Annotated in this window: 14 protein-coding genes; 5 read left to right on the top strand and 9 right to left on the bottom strand. The window is 45.5% G+C overall.

Features of this window, described 5'->3' with window-relative positions; genetic code table 11:
• The gene (locus tag QUA99_RS03285; RefSeq protein WP_333234727.1) at positions 1-1,122 is read right to left on the bottom strand and encodes a M24 family metallopeptidase; all 1,122 of its coding nucleotides are present in this window, start codon (positions 1,120-1,122) and stop codon (positions 1-3) included.
• 138 nt (positions 1,123-1,260) lie between these two features.
• Positions 1,261-2,349: a galactose-1-phosphate uridylyltransferase gene (galT, locus tag QUA99_RS03280; RefSeq protein ID WP_333234726.1), complete on the bottom strand. Its 1,089-nt coding sequence runs from the start codon at positions 2,347-2,349 to the stop codon at positions 1,261-1,263.
• A 528-nt stretch (positions 2,350-2,877) separates the two neighbouring features.
• Here galT and QUA99_RS03275 point away from each other — a divergent pair.
• A complete protein-coding gene (locus tag QUA99_RS03275; RefSeq protein ID WP_333234725.1) occupies positions 2,878-6,336 on the top strand; it encodes a hypothetical protein in 3,459 nt (1,152 codons plus the stop codon).
• A gap of 380 nt (positions 6,337-6,716) precedes the next feature.
• Here the strand turns inward: QUA99_RS03275 and QUA99_RS03270 are convergent, their stop codons facing one another.
• From QUA99_RS03270 to QUA99_RS03245, 6 genes are all read right to left on the bottom strand, one after another.
• On the bottom strand, positions 6,717-7,841 hold the full coding sequence (locus tag QUA99_RS03270) for a beta-glucosidase (RefSeq protein WP_333234724.1): 1,125 nt from the start codon (positions 7,839-7,841) through the stop codon (positions 6,717-6,719).
• 184 nt (positions 7,842-8,025) lie between these two features.
• Complete coding sequence (locus tag QUA99_RS03265; protein WP_333234723.1) at positions 8,026-9,909, bottom strand: glycoside hydrolase family 2 TIM barrel-domain containing protein; 1,884 nt, start codon at positions 9,907-9,909, stop codon at positions 8,026-8,028.
• A gap of 375 nt (positions 9,910-10,284) precedes the next feature.
• Complete coding sequence (locus QUA99_RS03260) at positions 10,285-10,683, bottom strand: STAS domain-containing protein (protein ID WP_333234722.1); 399 nt, start codon at positions 10,681-10,683, stop codon at positions 10,285-10,287.
• A 67-nt stretch (positions 10,684-10,750) separates the two neighbouring features.
• Complete coding sequence (gene glf, locus QUA99_RS03255) at positions 10,751-11,983, bottom strand: UDP-galactopyranose mutase (RefSeq protein WP_333234721.1); 1,233 nt, start codon at positions 11,981-11,983, stop codon at positions 10,751-10,753.
• A gap of 120 nt (positions 11,984-12,103) precedes the next feature.
• Positions 12,104-13,408, bottom strand: a complete 1,305-nt coding sequence (locus tag QUA99_RS03250) for a glycosyltransferase family 1 protein (protein WP_333234720.1) — start codon at positions 13,406-13,408, stop codon at positions 12,104-12,106.
• 823 nt (positions 13,409-14,231) lie between these two features.
• On the bottom strand, positions 14,232-15,269 hold the full coding sequence (locus tag QUA99_RS03245; protein ID WP_333234719.1) for an aldo/keto reductase: 1,038 nt from the start codon (positions 15,267-15,269) through the stop codon (positions 14,232-14,234).
• A 538-nt stretch (positions 15,270-15,807) separates the two neighbouring features.
• Here QUA99_RS03245 and QUA99_RS03240 point away from each other — a divergent pair.
• The 4 genes from QUA99_RS03240 to dtd all read left to right on the top strand — a co-directional run bounded on the left by QUA99_RS03240 (position 15,808) and on the right by dtd (position 20,995).
• The gene (locus tag QUA99_RS03240) at positions 15,808-16,209 is read left to right on the top strand and encodes a fasciclin domain-containing protein (RefSeq protein WP_333234793.1); all 402 of its coding nucleotides are present in this window, start codon (positions 15,808-15,810) and stop codon (positions 16,207-16,209) included.
• Positions 16,210-17,228: 1,019 nt separating this feature from the next.
• Positions 17,229-18,392, top strand: coding sequence for a glycosyltransferase (locus tag QUA99_RS03235; RefSeq protein ID WP_333234718.1), 1,164 nt, complete (start codon positions 17,229-17,231; stop codon positions 18,390-18,392).
• Positions 18,393-18,517: 125 nt separating this feature from the next.
• Positions 18,518-19,660, top strand: a complete 1,143-nt coding sequence (locus QUA99_RS03230) for a GTP-binding protein (protein WP_333234717.1) — start codon at positions 18,518-18,520, stop codon at positions 19,658-19,660.
• An 879-nt stretch (positions 19,661-20,539) separates the two neighbouring features.
• The gene (gene dtd, locus QUA99_RS03225; protein ID WP_333234716.1) at positions 20,540-20,995 is read left to right on the top strand and encodes a D-aminoacyl-tRNA deacylase; all 456 of its coding nucleotides are present in this window, start codon (positions 20,540-20,542) and stop codon (positions 20,993-20,995) included.
• A gap of 279 nt (positions 20,996-21,274) precedes the next feature.
• On the opposite strand, the gene QUA99_RS03220 is transcribed toward dtd, so the two are convergent.
• Positions 21,275-21,457, bottom strand: coding sequence for a hypothetical protein (locus QUA99_RS03220; RefSeq protein WP_333234715.1), 183 nt, complete (start codon positions 21,455-21,457; stop codon positions 21,275-21,277).
• Between the last annotated feature and the right edge of the window lie 37 nt (positions 21,458-21,494).

Here is a 21,494-nt window from a genome sequence, read left to right as displayed (position 1 = left end):
TTAAATGGACAATGGTCGATCGTCCCATATTTCCAGCGGTACAGGCCGCAATCTTCCCGCTACTTCTACACTCGGCCAATTCGGATCGAATGTCAAATTTTCCAACGTTCCATCGCTGTGAATTACAAACGTATCCTCAATTTTTGCTCCCGACAAACTCGGATTCCAAGCCACAGCCGTATTTTCTGCCAAAATATCTGAAGTAGCCGGATTCGCCACAATTTCCCGCGCCAAATATCCGGTAGTTCCGCCTTGATGGTGTTCCCGAATTGCTTGAGGATATCCGTGCTCTTCGTAGGCAGTTTTCAGCGTATCATAAACCGCATTCAGCGATACTCCCGGCCGGCACGAATTCAGCGCGGCGGCTTCAATTTCTCTGACTTGTCGGTGCAACTCTGAATGCTTTTCCCCCAGAAAGTCAAAACTGACAAATCTGGTTAAATTTGCATACAAACCCCATCCCCTCGCGCAAAATACTAACATTGCTTGTCGCCCGATTTGTTCGCCCGTTGCTGTGGCGTGGCGGTACAGCGGCAAACGCCTTTCTCCAGCAACTAATGTCAGGGCTGGATGCAAACCTCTGGCCCACAATGCCTCTGCACCGGCTCCCGCTAGCTGATATTCTGTCCATGTTGGTTTTGCTGCGGAAAGTACCTCTGTCATCGCTTCGCTGGCTAAACGTCCGACTCGCCGGTATCGCTCTAATTCGCTTGACATCATTGTCTGTTTGCGGGATTGTAAAGATGCGATTATTGGCATTTCTTGGGAATTTGGCCGATCGCTCATCACGTTACCGCCACCAGTAATTTCTTTGACAAAAGCTTCGCGCTGTGAAACATCTGCCCAAGGATAGATGTGCATTTGAAAGTTGGCTGGCAATTCTTCATCTTGCAAGCGCTGGGCTTCGATTTCATCGGTGAGAACCCAAGCGTTTTCGGCGGTAATTAATATTTCTGCAACTCCGGTTTCTGCGGTTAGCAATACTGTATGGGAACCGCCGGCTGTGGCCCAGGCAAACCAGTCTGTACCGCGCAAGCGAAGGGCAACAGCTTTTGTTTCAGTTAAAGTTTTGCGGATGAATTCGAGTTTGCAGTCAACTTCTGGGTTTAATGAGTTTATCATCTGCTTTCTTGCATCTAAATTATATTTTTAGGGCGGGCGGGACACCCCACGAAGAAGGAAGAAGGAAGAAGGAAGAAAATCACAGATTTTAGTTAACATTTCCTAAATCTAAAATCTACAAAATCTAAAATCTAAAATCTAAAATCTAAAATCGATAGGTACTGCTTGCAATTCTTTAGCTTTTTCTTCGGGTAAAGCGTCGTTGGCAAACATTCCGGCAGCTAGTTCGGTTCCTGCTAGATATTTTAACCGATCGCTCGATCGATAGGGCGGATAAAATTGGGCGTGCAAATGCGCTTCTGGATGCGGTTTCCCGTCTGTGGGCGCTTGAAACCAAGCCATCAAATAAGGGAACGGGCGGTGCCACAAACCGTCGTATTTGAGGGTGACTGTTTTTAAGGCTTTAGCGAGCGATCGACGCTGTTTTTCGGTAAGATCGATAAATGTAGCAGCGGGGGCGATCGGGGCAATCCACACTTCGTAAGGGTAGCGGGCACAAGCGGGGACAAAGGCGATCGCCTCTTCGTCTAAATAAATAATTCGCTGTTTGTCAGCAATCTCTTTTTGAATCAAATCTTGCAGCAAACCGGAACTATTTTTTTGATAGTAAACCGACTGACATTCTAACATCCGCGCCGGCACCGGAGGCACGAACGGATAAGCGTAAATTTGACCGTGGGGATGGTGCAAAGTTACTCCTACTTCGACGCCGCGATTTTCAAAAGGCAAGACGTATTCAATTTCGGGATTGCTGCCAATCACTGAAGTGCGATCGGCCCAGACTTCTAACAACAATTCTAAGTGACTTAACTCCAAAGCGCCGAGGGAAGCCTCCGGATCTTGAGTGAAAACAACGACTTCGCAAATGCCCTTAGCGGGAAGAGTTTCCACAATACTTGCAGGTGCGTTTTTGGCCTGCAAAGTCAGCGAGGGAAAGCGGTTGTCAAAAACAGCTACATCGTAATCACCCGGCGGCAATTCTGTCGGGAATTTGGGATTAATTGTAGCAGCCAGCGGGTTGTATTCCGGCGGCGGCATGAAAGTTCTTCCCTGACGGTGGCTGGCGTATGCTACCCATTCCCCCCGCAAAGGATGCCAGCGAAAGTGCGGGTTTGCCTGTACCGGTTCATTGCTGGGACTTACGGCCGCGATTCCTTCTGGGATTGGGTAGCGGCTGTAGAGTGTGAGTGGGCGGCCGTCTGGTTTTAGCAATGTTTGGACGTACATTTTGGTTGGGGCGGGCGATCTGTTTTGATAAATTTCTTGAGAGATTGTAAAAGTATAACTTTCTGTGTGGAAAACCCGCCCCTATCTAAAGTCATACGATTTTAGATTTTAGATTTTAGATTTTAGATGAAAAATTACTCATGCCATAATGGTTTGGATCTTTCCTAAAAAAGCAGCTTTCGGATAACCCAAGGTTTGAATACAGTAGTCATAGACCTGGCTTGGGGGGGTAACAATCCTCATGAAACCCTTAGAGGTTATAATCTAGAAGGGTATGAGAAGGACTTGAAAGATTTCTTCGGGAGGGTGACTGGATAAAAACCAACGCCTGCTCTGGTTGCTCAGTTCATTCAATTGGATAGGTAGGCTGCGCTCTACGGAGCTTGATGGGCTTCCGCGCCTATGGCCCTCGTCCTCCAGTAAAAACTCGATAGCTACTAAAATCTAATACCTTAGTAGGGAACTATGTCTATAAGTAGCTACATAACGACACACCTCGCTTGCGTGTCCCACCCTTACAACTCATCATTGGGTATTACACTTGCAGACTTACCCGCAGTTTGTCGTGTCTTTGAGCGATTTCTTGCACTACCAAATAACCAACAACTTGCTAACGATATAGCTGTAGCTATTGAAGATTACGAAAACCTCCCTTTTGGAGATATTGGGCGACGTATTGCAACCCTCTGCCATCTCACCCTTACTATAGAACCTTCTTTGAAAGCGATTGGTCGCCTTCGGTATGCAGGAGATGCAACTCAGCTAAATCAACTAGAAGGGCAGAAGCTGAGGTTTCTTTTAGAACATGGCTTAGTGCTTCCGAAAATGCACTGGGATGAAAACTATACTAATAAGAAACATTGTTCAGTTTATTGGTCACAACAAAACTGTCTTGCAGCAGTAGCCTATAAAGTATATTTGTTTCGGAATGAAGTTTCTCACGAGACTCCAAGTTACTCTTTAGAGCAAATCTCAGCACAGTTCAATACAACTATTGCCCTTCTAATCTTAGCAATACATCATCCGCCCAATCGTGCCGTACTTGAACTGGCTACATCGCCTTACCGATCATATCTAGAGTTTGTAGCCCAGTCTATAGAACCAGATTACGACCGATATGTATGTTTGCAAGCTGACTTAAGGTGGCAACCTAGCTCTATAGATGTTCAACCCATTTCACTAATGCAAGCAGAGTCTTTCTCTCCAGTTCCTTTACCTACAGGACCAGAGGAAGTGTCTGTACTTATAAAACAAGTAGACAAAATGGTATTAACAGGTGAGGGCGGGGCTGGTAAGTCGCGTACTTTTAAGCACGTTACAGCACTACTAGCTAGAGAAATTCTTTCTTTGCAAGCTGCCCCAGAACCAATACCTATTTACTTACCTGCCGATATAATTGGGTATGGAAACAAGTTATCACAAAACCTATCCACATTGTTAGCCGGTGTTCAGCCTGATGAAATCGAAAAAAGCTTATTTAATGGACAATACTGGATCTTAATTGATGGATTAAATGAAGTCGCTCCCAAATATTACCGGGAAGTTATCCAGGAGCTAAAAGCATTTTTAATAAATTTTCCTAAGTGTCGAGTTGTCATTTCTACACGACATGAAGTTTATTATAATGAGCTTCCCCTGCCTGTATATGAATTAAAATCTCTAACTCCTTATGGCGTTTCTCAAATTTTACGTTTAAACGCTAAAACAGAGGAACAAGGCAGTCAGTTATTCTCGAACCTTAAAAACGACAAAAGACTTCTGGCTTTATTTAAAACGCCTCTAATGAGTAGGCTTCTCTGTGAACTTCCTCCAGAGATCCGTATCCCTCGAAGTATGGGAGAAATGATGAGCGTACTGTTCAATCAGATATTTGAACGTGAAGAACGCAAAGGAGACCAGGTACCTAGGCTCATAAAAAGTATGGCACTGGTTGAGTTAGCTAAAACAATTCGTGATGAGTCAGGAACCATATTATCTGAAGAAAAAATAGTGCGTATATTTGAAAATAGAATTCAAAGGTTTGCTCATGAGGTATCACCTACTTTTTTGCTGACAAGGCTAATCGAAAGCGGTATTTTAGAGAGACGCGGGGATGGCTTTGTTGCGTTTTTCCATGAAACAGCACTCGATTATTTTACAGCGTCAGGCTTGAAAGACGCTTGCGAAAGAAATTTCGACCAAAATGTAGAAGCTCAAGTCCTGTCTGCAACTCCCAGTAGTATTGAAATATTGTCAGGTTTACTCAGTTCTGCGGACACGCTTACTCGATTTATTTCACAGCAGGATTTGAAGTTGGCAGCCCGATGCTACTCAGCCCGTTCTCAACGTTCTAAACAACTATTTCGAGAATTATTTAATGCAGCTAATTCCCGATTAATGGCAAATTCTATTGCTGAAATAGGTATAGCTGTACAGGTAATGGCAGCGCTTGATGAAATTGAAGCTACTCAGGCGGTGTTTAAGGTACTTCCCAAACTTCCAGAAGAGGCGCGAACAGTGGCTAGCAATGCTTTAGTGCAATATGCTCCTAATGGCATTACTGAGGAGGTTCGGCAAGCTTTAGAATCAGGAGAATTTGCACAACAATTAGTAGCTATCCAGTTTACCAGCGCACACCAGCTTGTGGAATTTACGCCACTTCTAATTAAGCTAGTAGAGTCACAACAATCGAACCTAGCGCATCATATAGCGAAGGCTTTGGGGTACTTGGAGTCAGCAGAGGCACTAAATTATCTGGAGCAACAATGTAATACGCCTAGAGAATCTAGATCTATTCCTTTGGCTGTTGCTATTAATGTTCTTAGCTCGGAAGGGGCGGTATCTGTACTAAAAATAGCACTAAAAGACCCAGATACGGAAGTACGTAGAGCCGCTATCAGCCGAATTGAAACTATTAATATTGGTGAAATTGATACTGAAGTTTCGGGAGTGATTGTTAGCGACCTAGATTTCTTAGTAAGGTTAATAGGAGTGCAAATACTACTACGCCGCACCGAAAATTCTGATCGTGAACAGATCCTTAAAATTTTATTTTCTACAGACCCTCTTCCAGAAGAATCACTGCCTGCAGCTAGGATTATGAAGGTAGTTTCATTACTACATCAAAATGAATTAGAAGATGTAGCTTTACGAGCGCTTTGTACCTCTCATCCAGCCATACAGTCTTTAATAATTAATAAAATATTATCTAAAAATTTGAACTTAGCTTTCAAGATTTTTCCTCTAGTTGAATTTGACGACCTTGCAATTGCTCCGGGAGTCAAAGCAGCTTTAATAAAAGCTCTTATTTCCCTTGGCTATCACCAGTTGGAGATGCTTCAGAGAGCTATGTCCTCATCCTCACCTCATGGGGTTCGATTGGCTGTAGTCGAAATGTTAGCTAATCTACCTTCTGATATTGCGACCGTAGTCTTAGAACAAGCACTGGCTGACCCATCAGAACAGATTAAGGTCAAAGCATTAAAGTCCCTTGCTTCTTACCCTAATTTATGTTCTGAGCAACTTGTCGAACCACTTCTTTTTTCTTCAAATAAGGCAATAGAGCGACAAGCATGGAATTTAGTCAATACATATTCTCTTTTTGAAAATGAGAAACTATTTAATTGGACAAAGAAAAAACAACCTACGTATTTACGAAAGAGAGCCATAGAAGAGTTAGGCAAGCGTCGCTTTAGCTGGCAATTACATACAGCCTGTGTCCTTGCGAGGGACAACGATTCTGGGATAAGTTTCCAAGGAGAGCGAATTTTAGAAGCTATTTTTCATAGTAGCCAAGAAAACATTGGACAGATAAATAACTGGGTGGTTAAAGGAGGCTATGGGTTTCTGGTTCGACTTGACACAAAAGAAAAACTATTTTTTCATGCCAGCGATTTAATTGACAAACAGTACACCCCTCTTCGTGGTGACTTCGTTACATTTCAAGTTGGGGAACCGAATGCGGGTCAGATAAAACCACCTGCAGTACAAGTACGTTTCTTAGGTTGATTTAAAGCAGAACAGGGAGAAACTGTAAATTTTAACCACATAGTATTTGCAACATCCTATAGCGAGCCTAAATGATTTGTACAAAAAATGTAGGGGTCAGCACGGGGGCTGACCCTCAACATCGGGGGCAACCACGGAGGGATTGCCCCTAAAAGAATTACACAATTCATTAAGACGCACTATAGAAGTTGGCGATTGCCAATAAACCTGGTTTATTAGTAATAACCTGTTAAAAAAGGAGATTTAACGATCGCCCGCTAGCAGATTTCAAAGGTTTGAGAGTCTTCTTCACCACCTTGACAGGCTGGGTGCGCAGCGCGCACCCTAAAGTTATTCCCTAGTTTTGAATTGCGCGGTCTTTGCTTGTTTGGTTTGCGGTTTCAACCACTCAATCCAATTTTGAGCAACGGTTCAATCTGCTGCCTTTGAAACTGCAATTCATCCGCCAAAGGCTGATAAATTTCCCGATCGCCCGATTCATTGCAATAATCCCACAAACCATTGTAACAGTGCCTGTCGTCATCCCAACCCGGATGGTTAACAATCGGATACAAGCAGATTCCGTCTATTGGAACTCCTGCTTTCATCGCCGCCGCGACCTCAGTGCACACATAATTAAACCAGACAGGTCTCAAATCGTCTTCAGTACCTGTTTCTGCTACGAATAAGGGGCGGCGGTAGCGATCGAACACTTCTCGCAGCATTTCGCGAAACGGGCGGTACAGCGGATCGGTGTATTTCATCGGTTCTTCATTGTGAATCCACTGATTGCGATCGTAATAATTCACCCCAATAATATCGAGATATTTTTCCTTGCCGCCGAGTTCCGGGCGAAAGCGTCCCGCCAACATATCCCAAGCTTGATATTGAGATAAACGATAACCTTCCGCCGCGTCCCGATCCTCCGGTTTGTCAGGATCGGCAATAATGTTAATTGTCGGATCGATTTGAACGATGCGGGTGCGGGGATTGACTTCCCAAACTGATTCTATCGCTGCGATCGCAGCTTTGATTAACTGGATTTTGAGCTCGTCTCCTCTTCCTTTGGCAAACGGATTGATGTAGGCAACATCGCCGCCTGCCCAAGCAATAAATGAAATTTCATTGACAGGTGTCACGAAAGGTGTTTGGTCTGTTTCCTCAGTTAGCACTTCCATAAAAGCGCGCACCATCTGGGCAAACCTGGACACGAATTCGGGACTAAAAATATCAATATCGTCTGGCCAGCCGTAGTGAAACAAATCCCAAATTACCTGCATTTTCATGTCGCGGGCAGCGCGGATGATTGGCAGGGAACTGGAAAAATCGTATTTTCCGGGCGACTGTTCAATTAAGTGCCAGCGGAGGCCTTCGCGGACTGTGTAAATGCCTTGCTGCTGCAAGCGTTGGTAGTCCGCGACTGCAAATTTATCGTGGCCTGTGGCGGCTGTGACATCGAGACGCTTTCCCGATCGCAATTTGTGGGTGGAACATTCAAATCCGCCCAGGAAAAAACTTTGAAACATCAATCGAATGGGTAATGGGTAATGGGTAATGGGGCATTGGGCATGGGCATCGGCCAAACAGGGTATTGGGCATCGGCTATTAGGAATTTAGAAATTGGTAATTGTTAGCAATTAACTAATAACTAATAACTAATAACTAATAACTAATAACCGATGCCCTGTTTGGCCGATGCCCCATTTCCAATTAGCACTGAGTAATAGCTTGCGGCTGTGAACTTTCTTCGGGAATATCCCAGCCGAGAGTTGCCGCCGCGATTACGTCTATGGGAAATTTGGGAGTGCGATCGGCATACAGCAAACCGTTAGCTTCTTGGAAAGTATCGGTCAACTGGGTATAACAAAATCCGCTGAACATTTCCACTCGGTTTACCACCTTCAACAGCGCGGTGTAGCGCCTTTGCAGTTCGATCGTGTCCGACGCGCGCACGTAGCCCCAAACCCTGTAAAAATCGGGGTTTTCGCGACCGGCGCAGGCGATGCCGCCGAATTCTGTCAGCATCATCGGCTGTCCTTGGTGCGGGTGGCCGTCGAGGGTGAGGACTCGCCCGCCGGGACGCCCGCGATCGAACAAATCGGCTAGCTGGACTTCTGGCCCGTAGCGCTTGGCTAGGGTTTGCGGGTTGTTGTCGTAGTCGTGAATCGCCAGGATGTCGGTATCGATGCTTTCCCAGCCGTCGTTACCGATGACGGGGCGAGTCGGATCTAGGGTTTTTGTCAAGAAATACAGCGCTTGCACGTAGTTGCGGTGGGCTGCGGCTTCAACTAAATTGGGAACTCCCCAAGATTCGTTGAACGGTACCCAGACTACGATACAGGGGTGGCTGGCGTCGCGGTCGATGACTTCCGTCCACTCCCGCGTCAGCCGTTGTACGGCTTTGGGAGTGAAGCGGTAGGCGCTGGGCATTTCTTCCCAAACTAGGAGCCCGAGCACGTCAGCCCAGTACAAAAATCGCGGGTCTTCGATTTTTTGGTGCTTGCGGACGCCGTTGAAACCCATTGCTTTGACTAATTCGACATCGTGGCGCAAAGCTTCATCGGAGGGGGCAGTCATCAGGGTGTCTGGCCAGTAACCTTGGTCGAGCACCAGCCTCAGGTAGTAGGGGCGGCCGTTTAGCATGAAGCGATCGCGCTGGATGCTGACCGTCCGCATGGCGGTATAAGATTTAACCTCGTCGAGCAGTTTGCCGTCGGCCCACAACTGCACTTGAGCGTTAATTAGCGTCGGCTTTTCGGGGCTCCACAGCAATTCGTTGCGGTAGTCGTCGATACCCGGGTCTGAGAGGGCGATGCGGCGGTGGATTTCGCCGTTGATAACTTCGTAGGTGTCGTTGACCAGCAGCATACAGCCGATCGACAGTTTAACTTTAATCTGGATTCCCGACTGGCGATCGCCCGCGACAAACGCTTCAAAACCGATTTCCCAGCGTTCAAACTGGGGAGTCCAGCGGATGTGTTCGATATAAGTGTGAGGCACCAATTCTACCCACACCGTCTGCCAAATGCCGGTCGTGCGCGGATACCAAATACTGTGCGGCTCTATTTGCCAGTCTTGCTTGCCGCGCGGTTGCTCCAAACCTTGCGGGTCGTCCTGGGCCCAGACTGTAACCCGCTGCGGCCCGCTGAGGTTCAAAACTGCTGTAATGTCTGCGGTGAAAGGAGTGTGTCCGCCTTCGTGTTCGATGACAAACTGACCGTTCACCCAGACGCGGGCGCGGTAGTCTACGGCCCCAAAGTGGAGGAGAACTCTGCTTTCTGTGTGGGGTACGTCAAATTCGCGTTCGTACCAGCAGTTAGCGTGAAAATTCGTGTCCCCGATCCCGCTTTTTGGCGATTCTGGAGCAAACGGCACTTCTATAGTGTGACTCCACTCAGAAATATCGATCGGCTGCACGCAGCGTCCCGCGTCGTCGTAAGCAAACCTCCACTGACCGTTGAGACAAATCCAGTTGCTCCGGCGCAATTGGGGGCGCGGATAGCCTGTTTTGCGTCCTTGAACTGTCACCTTACTGTCTAGAGTTGCAGACTCTTCAATATCGCAATTTTCTAGTTCTCTACCTAACCAACTCATCGGCACATCTACCCTAAGTTATATTTATACGTTAGCGACTATTGCTCCGACTTGGACAAGTTTTTTGCTGATTAATTTGTAAAAGTTCTGTACATTAAAACAGCCTCATCTAAAGGAGTTCTTATACAGAAGTCATTAGTGATTAGTGATTAGTGATTAGTCATTCGCCACAAGCAATCTTCCGGAAAGCTTTTAGGCTTTAGTCTCAAACCCTTCATTTTCCGTTGGCAGCTCAGCTCGATTACCCAATAGCCCTGAAACCATTATTCGACGGTTGGCTATCAAAAATTGTCCGAAGTTTTGAGAATCAAGAAGAAAGATTTTCCCCTGGCACACTCAAACACTCGGACACTATCGCCCACTCCCAACTCTAGTTTAGCCGGCAACACTTTGCAAATCTCCTAACGGTTCAGTTAGGTCACTTTTGAGGGAATTTTCTTCCGCAGGGGGCAAACACTGAAATATTTGTTCTAGTCCTGTGAGTTCAAATAGGATTCTCACTTGTTGGCTCATGGCAGATATCAAAAGTATACATTCACTGTCTCTAACTAATTTCACGATCGCCACTACAGCCATTAACTCCGAATTTTTCAGGAAATTTATCTTTGAGAAATCGAGCATCAGAATTTTGCCCCCGCTTTCTATGAGGCGCTCTATTTCTTTCTGAAAATGAGGAAATTGAGATTTTTCCAAAACCTCGTGAGACAAAACAATTTTAACTATAACTCTCATTTCCACCTCAACGCTTCTTTGAATTCTTACAGAACTTTTCATTAAAACTGAGTAAGGTGCTGATAGCGCACCTTACATTTCATTTTTACCCGTAACTGGCAATTTGCAGCTACTTGCTAGCAGATTTTCCGTTGCCGTTGCCGTTGACAGCAGCCGCTTCTAGAGGTGCTGTGACTGGGTTCTCGGCAACTCCATGCGACGAGCTTAAATTAGAAGCCGAACCGTTAACATTTTCCACCAATTCAATCACCGGCTTGGTAGTAATTTGAGTATAAGTTGTCAGAGCTTGAGCGACAACTTGGTCCATGTTGTAATATCTGTAAGTCGCCAGCCTTCCCACAAAAGAAACTCCCGGAGTGGCATCAGCCAAAGCCTTATATTTCTTGTAAATTTCGGCATTTTCAGGACGCGGAACCGGGTAGTAAGGGTCTCCCTCAGCTTGGGGATATTCGTAGACAATGCTAGTTTTTTGGTGTTCTTGTCCGGTGAGGTATTTAAACTCCGTGCAGCGAGTATATAAATGCTCGTTGGGGTAATTTACCACCGGTGCTGCTTGGTGTACGGGTACGTTTAGCGTTTCGTGCTTGAATTCCAAGGAACGGTAAGGAAGTTTGCCGTAGCAATAATTGAAATAAGAATCAACAGGCCCGGTGTAAATCATTTCCCCGTAAGGAATAAAACCCTCAATCTCCCGGTAGTCGGTATTCAGCATCACCTTGATGTTTGGGTGAGAAAGCATCTTTTCAAACATCCGAGTGTAGCCGTGCAGCGGCATTGCTTGATAGGTATCGGTGAAATAGCGATCGTCCCGGTTAATGCGAGTGGGAACGCGCGCAATCACTGAGTTGTCGAGTTCCGACGGGTCCATTCCCCACTGTTTGCGGGTGTAGTTGCGGAAGAATTTCTCGTAAAGTTCGCGACCCACTTTGCTGACAACGACATCTTCGGAAGTGCGAATGTAATCCTTTGGTTCTGCTACTTTAGCGAAGAAATCTTCTACTTCAAATGAGGTGAGATTCAGTCCGTAAAGTTGGTTTACGGTGTTGAGATTGATCGGAATTGGCAGCAGTTGACCGTCAACGCTGGCGAGGACGCGGTGTTCGTAGGGCCGCCACTCGGTGAACCGCGAAAGGTACTCGAAAACTGGGCGCGAATTGGTATGAAAAATGTGGGGGCCGTATTTGTGTACGAGGATGCCGTGGTTGTCGTAGTGATCGTATGCGTTGCCGCCGATGTGGTTGCGGGTATCAATTATCAGGACTGTTTTTCCGGCCTCATTGGCTAGTCTTTCCGCAATGACGCTACCTGCAAATCCGGCTCCGACGATTAAATAGTCAAACATTAAAACACCTCTGATTTTGGGTAAGGGTAATTGGTAATTGCTAATCAACAAGCGAGCCTGGTTGAGTGTTAAGTTGTGAATTCATAAATTGATAACTCTTTAACTTAAACCTCAACATTTCTAACTTAAAACTTTCATCCTAGATTCTGCTTTCTGCCTTTTACCTTCGATCGCACTTTCGATCAACCCCAGCATTTCGCTCCAGGTTTTGTCCCAAGAATTATCTGCTAAAAAGGCGTCTACTTCACTCAGCCACATTGTGCGAACGTCCGAACTTTCGTTGAGGATTGCTTCGGCACAAGCAACGAATTCTGAAACGTTGCTCGCAATCCGAACCAAGCCGTTTTCTCCGTAGGGCCGCACCACGTCGCGGATAGGAGTAGAAATCACAGGTTTGCCGGCAGCGAGGTATTCTGGAGTTTTCGTGGGACTAATAAACTTAGTCGATTCGTTAATCGCAAAAGGCAGCATTGCGATATCCCACCCGCCAAGATACCCTGGCAGTTCTTGATAAGATTTGCTGCCGAGATAGTGGATATTTGAGTGAGTTGGCAGAGTTGCCGGATCGATTTTCGCCACCGGGCCAATGATGACTAAATGCCAGTCCGGCTTTGCTTCCGCAATGCCCGCCAGCAGTTCTATATCCATGCGTTCGTCTATGACGCCATAAAATCCCAAACGCGGGTGAGGAATGTCTTTTTGATCCGCCGATTCTTCTGAAATATTCCTGGCTGTCGCAAAGTGTTCTTTTTCGATGCTGCTGGGGAAGGCGTGAATGTTTGGGTGCTGGTGCTGTTTGGCTTCGTAAAGGTTGTGTCCCCCGGTAAATACTACGCTGGCGCGCTTTAAGAGTTGATTTTCATTGGCTTTTAAATCCGGGTGCGCGCCTTGGAAGGCTGACAGTTCATCCATGCAGTCGTAGACTACAGCTAGCGGCTTTAAGTGGCTTGTGAAACTGACAGCCATTGGTGTGTAATACCAGAGGATGTACTGGCTAATTTCTGCTGCTTTAAACAAATCATCTAGCATGGCTTGCTGAGCAGTTTGTGCTGTTTCTTCGCTGATTCCTTCGCTCAGGTGCGGTACTATTACCCAGACTCCGCTTTCGTGGATGCTGACATCAAGCCACCAATCTGTAGTCGCGCTAAAAACTGGTTCTTCTAGAAAGAATACGCGACGATTTTTGGCACAGCGACCCAAGAGATGTTGCGGACGCTGATAGACAAAATTCCACCGCAAATGAGACAGGCAAACTAAATCCGGTGCATCTAAAGAATCAGCTTTTAATAAGTTAGCGCGCCAGGTCGGCGAGGGAGCGAATTGAGAGGGCGATTTTGCAGGATCTATAGAGGTAAATCGGATCTCCCATGCTCGACCTTTATTGCTGCTATAATTATTGTTTACTGAGTTTTCGGGGGGCGACATAATTAGCCTCTAGAATTTGTCAATGAAAATTGTCAATAGGATGTGTTTCTCAAGAGTTTCTTACTAAAAGTCGCAAGAAGCATCAATCTGAGAACTTTTATTGACGAGCAAGCGCCGCATTATTGAACCAAACAAAGAAACTGTTTAGCTGCGGAAAAACACGCTTATCTGCTTTTTTCAGAATTGAAACTGGGAGATAAGTTAATATTGTTAGACTTGCTATTGTTGTTAACTGTAACCCAGTTTTTCTGCTATAACTTCTATCTGAAGGATGACTTTTATCTCAGGATGCGCTTAGCTTAAACGCTGGGTTCAAAAGCGGTTAAAATGCCGATCGACCTTGTAAAATGACTCTTAACTGGCAGGTACGGGGTGAAAAAAGAACGAGTTTTATTGCTTTATTTGGAGAAGATAGAAAATTTGCCATCAAGTTTATGTTGCTTTTTAATTTGACAAACCTAGCCTTTTTTAAACTCATCCGATCGCTCCTAGGGAAAATTTGTATCTTAATATACAAAGCTGCACCAGAGATTTCTGACTTCCGATAGATTAACAATTGACAGTTTATGCAGTGGGGTGAAACTCACCGAAGAGTACCTGTCTCAACAATACCAAAGAAACCAGGCAACGGCAATGATAAACCTAAGATTTTGCGCGAGTCTGTGGCAAGAAACTAAGGTGATGACATTTGCGCTGAGGGCGTCAATTTAACCTCGCGCCCACAGCACAAATATCAATCATCCCTCTAAGGGCGGGTTCGCCGATATCTGCGATCGAACGCCAAATATCCACGTAAACCCGCGACTAGAAAATAGCAGCAACTTTACAGTCGGCTGCTGTCAATTTTGGCGATTCCTCCTCCAAAGGCAAAATCTTGCACCGTCGAACTATTTAAGAAATCGTGAGGGAAACCCAATTCAATTGCGCTTACTTTATCTAACTGCTGCATTTGTTCCGGGGTTAATTCAAACTCCAAACAAGCCAGATTTTCCTGAAGTTGCGAGAGTTTGCGCGAACCCACAATCGGAATAACTTCGACTTGCTGTTGCCGCAGCCAATTTAGGGCTACTTGAGAAGCGGGTTTGCCAATTTCGGCTGCTATTTTGCTAACTTCGTCAGCAATTTTGAGGTCTCGTTCGTTAATTTTTCCCGATTCAGGTGAATTTAGCCGTTTAGCTTCGCTGGCTGTTTCTGAAGTGTTGTATTTTCCTGTCAGCAAACCGGCGGCTAGGGGGCTCCAAGCTGTGACTCCAATATCAAAGGCTTTTGCCATAGGGATCAAGTCCCGTTCGGGAGTTCGTTCTTTTAAAGAATACTCGATTTGCAAGCCGATAAATGGTGTCCAACCGCGCAGGTTGGCGATCGTATTTGCTTGAGAAATAATCCAAGCCGGCGTATCGGAAATGCCGATATAAAGAACTTTGCCGGCGCGCACCAAATCATCAAAAGCGCGCATCACTTCTTCGACGGGTGTGGTAAAATCCCAAGCGTGCAGCCACAGCAAATCTATGTATTCAACTTGCAATCGCTTCAAACTTGCTTCTACTGCTTGTACCATATTTTTGCGGTGGTTGCCGAAACCGTTGATTTCGCCATTCTTCATGTTGAGGCTATACTTAGTGGCAACTACCCATTTTTCGCGATCGGCTGCGATGAACTCGCCGACATATTTTTCGCTAGTACCGTTGGTGTAGAGATTCGCGGTATCAATGAAATTGCCGCCGGCTTCTGCAAAGGCGTCGAACATTTTCCGGCTTTCGTCGTAGGAGCTCCCCCAACCCCATTCTTCCCCAAAAGTCATGGTTCCGAGGCAGATTTCCGAAACGCGAAGTCCGCTGTGACCTAGTAGTTTGTATCTCATGTCACCCTTCCCCTAGTTAGTGGTTGTTAACAGTTTAGATCGCGATTTCCCAAACTGTTGCCATAAGTCGGGGTGGCTGGCTTTTGTAATGTGTTAGCGCTGCGCTGAAGGTTGAATGTTTTGCCAAGTTAATCAAAATTTCGTAGTAGGGGCGAGGGTTCCGGGCCATTGCCCCTGCGTTTAGTTTAAACAGCGCAGGGGCGATCGATACAGCACTTTTCAGCAGCCCTTGTAGGGACACGGCAATGCCGTGTCCCTACAAGTCGGATCGATCGGTGTACTTCATAAACTTGCAATCTGCTATCTCTGGTGCGATCGTCTTACTAATGTATTTAGGATTACATCGGTAAATTAAAATACAGTAAAATTGACAAACAAATATCTACCTTTAGATAGGTATTTTATGAAACGAGTTAAATAAAAAAATTGCGATCTTAAATATCAGAAAACCAGACAGAACTAGAGAAAAAATTAATGTAGCTAAATTAACTTTTTAGCGTTATAGTGATTTATAGATTACAAAAACTAGGTGACTCACTTGGCTGATATCGTTGATACCGCCGTTGCGGCTGGCTCTTTTACAACCCTAGTTGCTGCCGTCCAAGCTGCTGGTTTAGTAGATACTCTCAAAGGCGCTGGCCCCTTCACAGTTTTCGCGCCTACGGACGAAGCTTTTGCTAAGCTTCCCGCAGGTACTGTTGAAGCACTGCTTAATGACATTCCTAAGCTGACAAAAATCTTGACTTATCATGTCGTTTCCGGCAAAGTTATGGCTGCTGATGTAGTCAACCTGAAATCTGCCAAGACAGTTGAAGGTTCAGAAGTTAAAATTGATGCTTCCAATGGCGTCAAAATCAATGATTCTACCGTTACAGCAGCCGATGTTGCTGCTGATAATGGCGTCATCCACGTTATTGATGCAGTCTTGCTTCCGGCGTAAGCACAGACTTAGATAGCGCAATACTATCTTGAGGGCGGTGGCTGTTGTTAGCCACCGCCCTGTTTTAGTTTATAGTTGAAATTTAAATATTTTACGCAGCTCGATAATTAAAATTATTATGGTGAATTTACAGTTTAATATTTTTGCACGCATAGGAATGCTCCCGGCATTCGCCCCTTAGGATCGCGAATTAAATAATTTACACTCTTGAAAGTGGGGTGGGCTCTCGTACCCCGCCCTTTCTGGACGGGCTACGAGAGCCCATCCCACAAGAACATCACGCATTGTAAGTTATTTAATTCTCATTCCTTATTAAAATCTTTCGCTGCGATAGTTGACAAATATCCCCATGTCAGATTAGCTTTAAAAAGCTCAGAACTACTCTATCCCTCCAGAGACGAGATTGCCGAAGCCAGCCGAGTTGTCCTCAACGCTACCGAAAGAGCCAAAATTTCGCCCCGATTAATTTATACTGGTAGCCAGCTATCATTTGTTCAAATAGCTCAACTCTACCAAGCAGCAGACGCTTAGGTTTCTCCCTATCTTGCAGAATGCTTTAAGCTGCCTGTTTTAGAAGCCACCGCTTGCGGTTTGCCTGTCATCTGTACAGCCGGTGGCCCTACAGACGATTTCACTTACCCAGACTTTGCACTGCCCGTAGAAAGTAAATTTATGGCTGTTGAAATAGCAAAAGAACAACTATTTATTTTAGCTCCTGAATGAAAACATTTGACTCAGTGGATGCAGACCGTTATCGCACAACCTTGACTTACAGCCAAAGCTCAACTTACAGACCCCCGTTTTGTAGCTAAAAAATTTACTTGGAAACACGCATTAGATCAGTTGCTAGATGCCATATTACCAGGGAAAACGAGCTATAAAATTGACAATAAACTTTTAATCCCAGAAAGTTTTAACCAAATAATTATTAATATAAATGGGTAACGGGTAATTGTAATAGGGCATTGGTAAGGGTGATGATGAACCGTAAAAACTAACAACTAACAACTAACAACTAAATGCGTATAATTGTTGAAGGATGGCGTTTTTTGCCGCACTCCTACGCGATCGCCAATCAATTTCAGCTACTAGAAATGCTGAAATATCCCAACTTAGAAATTTTCCACAAAGATATCCCATACCTAGACGAAAATTGGCAGCCAGCAACCGGTTTGTTAGACGCAACTGCTGAAGCAGCAATAAAAAATATTCCTCACCCTTCCGCGTCTCTCAAAGCAGACGCTACGTTACGGATCTCAGTACCTTACAATTTTGCACCCTCAAATACAAAACGGACGTGCTTGTTTGCCACAACAGAATGGGGAATTCTGCACAACGAAAACTTTAGAATAACGGGCGCAGCTTCCCTCCGCGAAGGACACAGCAACTCCGATATAATTATTATTACGCCTTCCCATTGGTCGAAAACCGGATTTATCCGCAGCGGTGCGAATCCCGATCGCACAATGGTCATACCCTGCGGCATCGATCCGAATATTTACAAACCTTTAACAAAATCGGAACGCGAAGCTTTGCGGAAACAGCTAGGATGGGACGGATTTGTATTTTTGAATATCGGTGCAGGATCTCCAAATAAAGGCATCGATTTATTGTTAAAAGCTTTCGCAGTTGTAGTTGAAAGTTATCCCGAAGCCAGATTAGTATTGAAAGGAGAAGAATCAATATATGAGTCGGATTCTCTAATCGCTCAAAATATAGACGAACTGACATTTGACGAAGCAGAAAAAGTTTTGCCGCGCATGGCTTACATAGGAGAAACACTGCCTTTTGCAAAAATGGCTCAACTTTATCAAGCTGCCGATGCCTACGTATCTCTTTATTTAGCAGAAGGCTTCAATTTGCCAGCACTAGAAGCAATTGCTTGTGGCTTGCCGCTTATCTGCACTAAAGGCGGCCCGACGGATGATTTTACAACTCCAGATTTTGCTTGGCACGTCGAAAGTACGTTTCAAGAAGGTACTTCTAACGATCGGCAGATATTTCGCCTGATGCCAGATTTAGAACATTCGATCGCCTTAATGAAAAATATTATAGAACAGCCGGAGTTGTGCGATCGCTCTCGCGAAGCAGGCCCCAAATTTGTAGCGGCTGGGTTTACCTGGAAACACGTTGCAGACCAACTCCTAGAGGTACTTTTGCCAACTATTCGATCGCCAAATTAAACAGGGTGCGATCGCATAGTTGATAACTTCCGATAATTAGCGCTGGTAACGCGCTGTTCGGAATTAATATAAGATACAATAAAAACAACAAGTTGAAGCTTCAGACCTTATTTGACATTCAAGCTATGCAATCTACAACTCAGTCCGCAACAGAACTGGCGATGCACGCTCCCAAACACGGATTGCCCGTTACAATCATTACAGGATTTCTCGGCAGCGGCAAAACAACCCTGCTCAACCACATCCTGACCAACCAGCAGGGTTTGAAAACAGCAGTTTTGGTAAATGAATTTGGCGAAATCGGCATCGACAACGAACTGATTGTCACCACCGACGACAACATGGTTGAGCTGAACAACGGCTGCATCTGCTGCACAATTAATGAAGATTTAGTTAATGCAGTTTACAAAGTTCTGGAACGTCAAGAAAATCTCGATTATCTAGTAGTCGAAACAACCGGACTCGCCGACCCGCTGCCAGTAGCAATGACTTTTTTAGGCACAGAACTGCGCGACCTGACTCGTCTCGATTCGATAGTGACAGTAGTAGACGCAGCCAACTACAGCTTAGATTTGTTCAACTCTCAAGCAGCTTACAGTCAAATAGCTTACGGCGATATAATTATCCTCAACAAAACTGATTTGGTGGAAGAAGCAGATTTAGATTTGTTGGAAGTTAAGATTCGCGATGTCAAAGAAGGTGCTCGAATTCTGCGAACGGTAAAATCGCAAGTTCCCCTACCGCTAGTCCTCAGCGTCGGATTGTTTGAATCTGACAAATATTTCCAATCTGAAGAAACTCCTAGCAGTCACGAACATCACGACCACGACCACCACGAACATCACAAACATCACGACCACGAACATCACGGCCATCACGAACATCACGACCACGGCCATCACGACCATCACGACCATCACGGTCACGACCACTCCCACCATTTAGAAAATGACGGATTTACCTCAATTTCTTTCCAGAGCGACAAGCCGTTTTCTCTGAGGAAATTTCAATATTTCTTAGACAACCAACTGCCAACAAACGTGTTTCGCGCGAAAGGGATTATGTGGTTTGAAGAAAGCCCCAAACGCCATATTTTCCACTTGAGCGGCAAGCGATTTACGATGGATGACGACGAGTGGAAAGGCGATCGCAAAAACCAGCTTGTTCTCATCGGTCAGGGTTTGGATACCGAGACTTTGCGATCGCAAATCGAAAACTGTCTTTGTATGCCTTCAACCAATCGCGGCAAAGGTTTTGGCAAGAACTAACAGTAAAATATTCTTTTCACCTAAACCAAAGAGCGTCGCGGTGTAATTGTTTTCGCGATCGCGAACTGGAGATGGATGGGGACAATGAAGGCCGATCGCCCTCCAAGAAAAAGAGTGCCCTCGAATAAAAAGAGCGCCCTCGAATAAAAAGAGCGATCGACCTATTTTATTGTTGCTAACAAAAACAGAGCCGCACACTTCTACTGTCCGCCGATCTCAAAAGCACGATCGCCATTGCTTTCAAAGGTGCAGAGTTGCGTTGGTTTTACGTAATCTCTGCACCTTTATGCTGTTCCCACCACCTCTCACCACTCCTACTTCCCACAACCAGCGCAATAGTTGGCAAACTCAACGAGGTCTGGGAGTTTCCCTTGACCGTCTCACGTTCCTTGTTTTCGGCTAAGCTATTACAACAAGCTTGCAAGGAGACGGGCTATGAGCAATCGGCGGCTAAAAAGAATTCGTCATTATATTTCGCTATTTTTATCACGACTCCAAAGGAATTTTTGGTGTTTTTGGGTAAAAATTCAAGATGACATTTTTCTTTTTTTTGCTAATTGTTTATTAGCCCTTCTCAAATTGATGGGTTACGCTGCCTTGTTTTTGGGTTTGATTTTAATGCTGGGTCATTTCTGTGTAGTTGACATACACATTAGCCGTGCGCGCATAACCCTCCAATCTCAGTGTCCTGCACCTGCGATTAAGCCTGAGCCTGCCGTGTCATTTAAGACTCAGGCGGGTCAACTATAAACTTGCCTTTGAAGCCCCCACACTTAATCTAAGATTTAGTGGTGAATGGCTGACAATCTCATTTTCATCGCGACACGGCGGTTGCGCTGCTGTTCAAATAATCCTAAGACGCTACCAAAAAGCAGGTCAATGCGAGTCATCATCCAGCGAGTAAAATCATCTCAAGTCGAAATTGAAGGTCAAATTGTCGGCAAAATTGGTCGCGGACTTAACTTGCTTGTAGGTATGGCGGACACCGACACCGAAGCAGAACTCGATTGGATGGCTCGCAAATGCCTAGAATTGCGTTTGTTTCCCGACTCTGCCGGGGATACCGGCCGCTGGGACAAGTCCGTACAGGACATCGGCGGCGAGTTGCTGGTTGTCAGTCAATTTACGCTCTACGGCGACTGCCGCAAAGGTCGGCGGCCTTCCTTTGACCGAGCAGCAGCTCCTGAACGAGCCGAAATTCTTTATGAGAAATTTGTCGAAAAGTTGCGCCAGAGCGGCTTAAAAGTTGCAACAGGCGTGTTTGGAGCGATGATGCAAGTCTCGATCGAGAATGACGGGCCGGTGACTTTGGTATTAGAGAAAGAATCAGCGTGAATTGTTTGCAAACAAAGCTCTCTGTGCTTCTTTCTCATTCCTTCTTCCTTGTTGGATCGGATCGAATTTTCAGATTAACCGGGTTTCCGAATTACTGTGCCGTAGCTTCAGAATATATTGCAGTTAGCTACACTCTGCCGAGTCTCGATTCCACAATCTCTAACGGCCAAAACCACCTCAAATAGCCAGTTAGTAAATCGTCCACTCAGCGGCCTTCGAGCACCCCCATCTCAAAGAGCGATCGCCCCACCTTCCCAATAGCTCAGAATGCTTGTACAGTCAGGCTTTAATGGCAATAAAACCAATCTTCCACAGCCAGCGCTTAGAATCAGATTCAGCAGCCAAAAACTGTTGCATGAGAGAGTGGAACACTCCCATCACTACGGTTATCTCTACTTCCCTAACATTCAATGTATAGAGAGTTGAATCAGCACAGCAAGCAAAACCGCCAGCAACTGCCACCTCACTCTCTGAGAAATGTCCTCGCACGCTGTGCGCT

Source organism: Microcoleus sp. F10-B2 (assembly GCF_036704965.1).
In the GTDB taxonomy this organism is placed as follows: domain Bacteria; phylum Cyanobacteriota; class Cyanobacteriia; order Cyanobacteriales; family Microcoleaceae; genus Microcoleus.
This window is presented reverse-complemented; position numbering and strand designations above follow the sequence as displayed.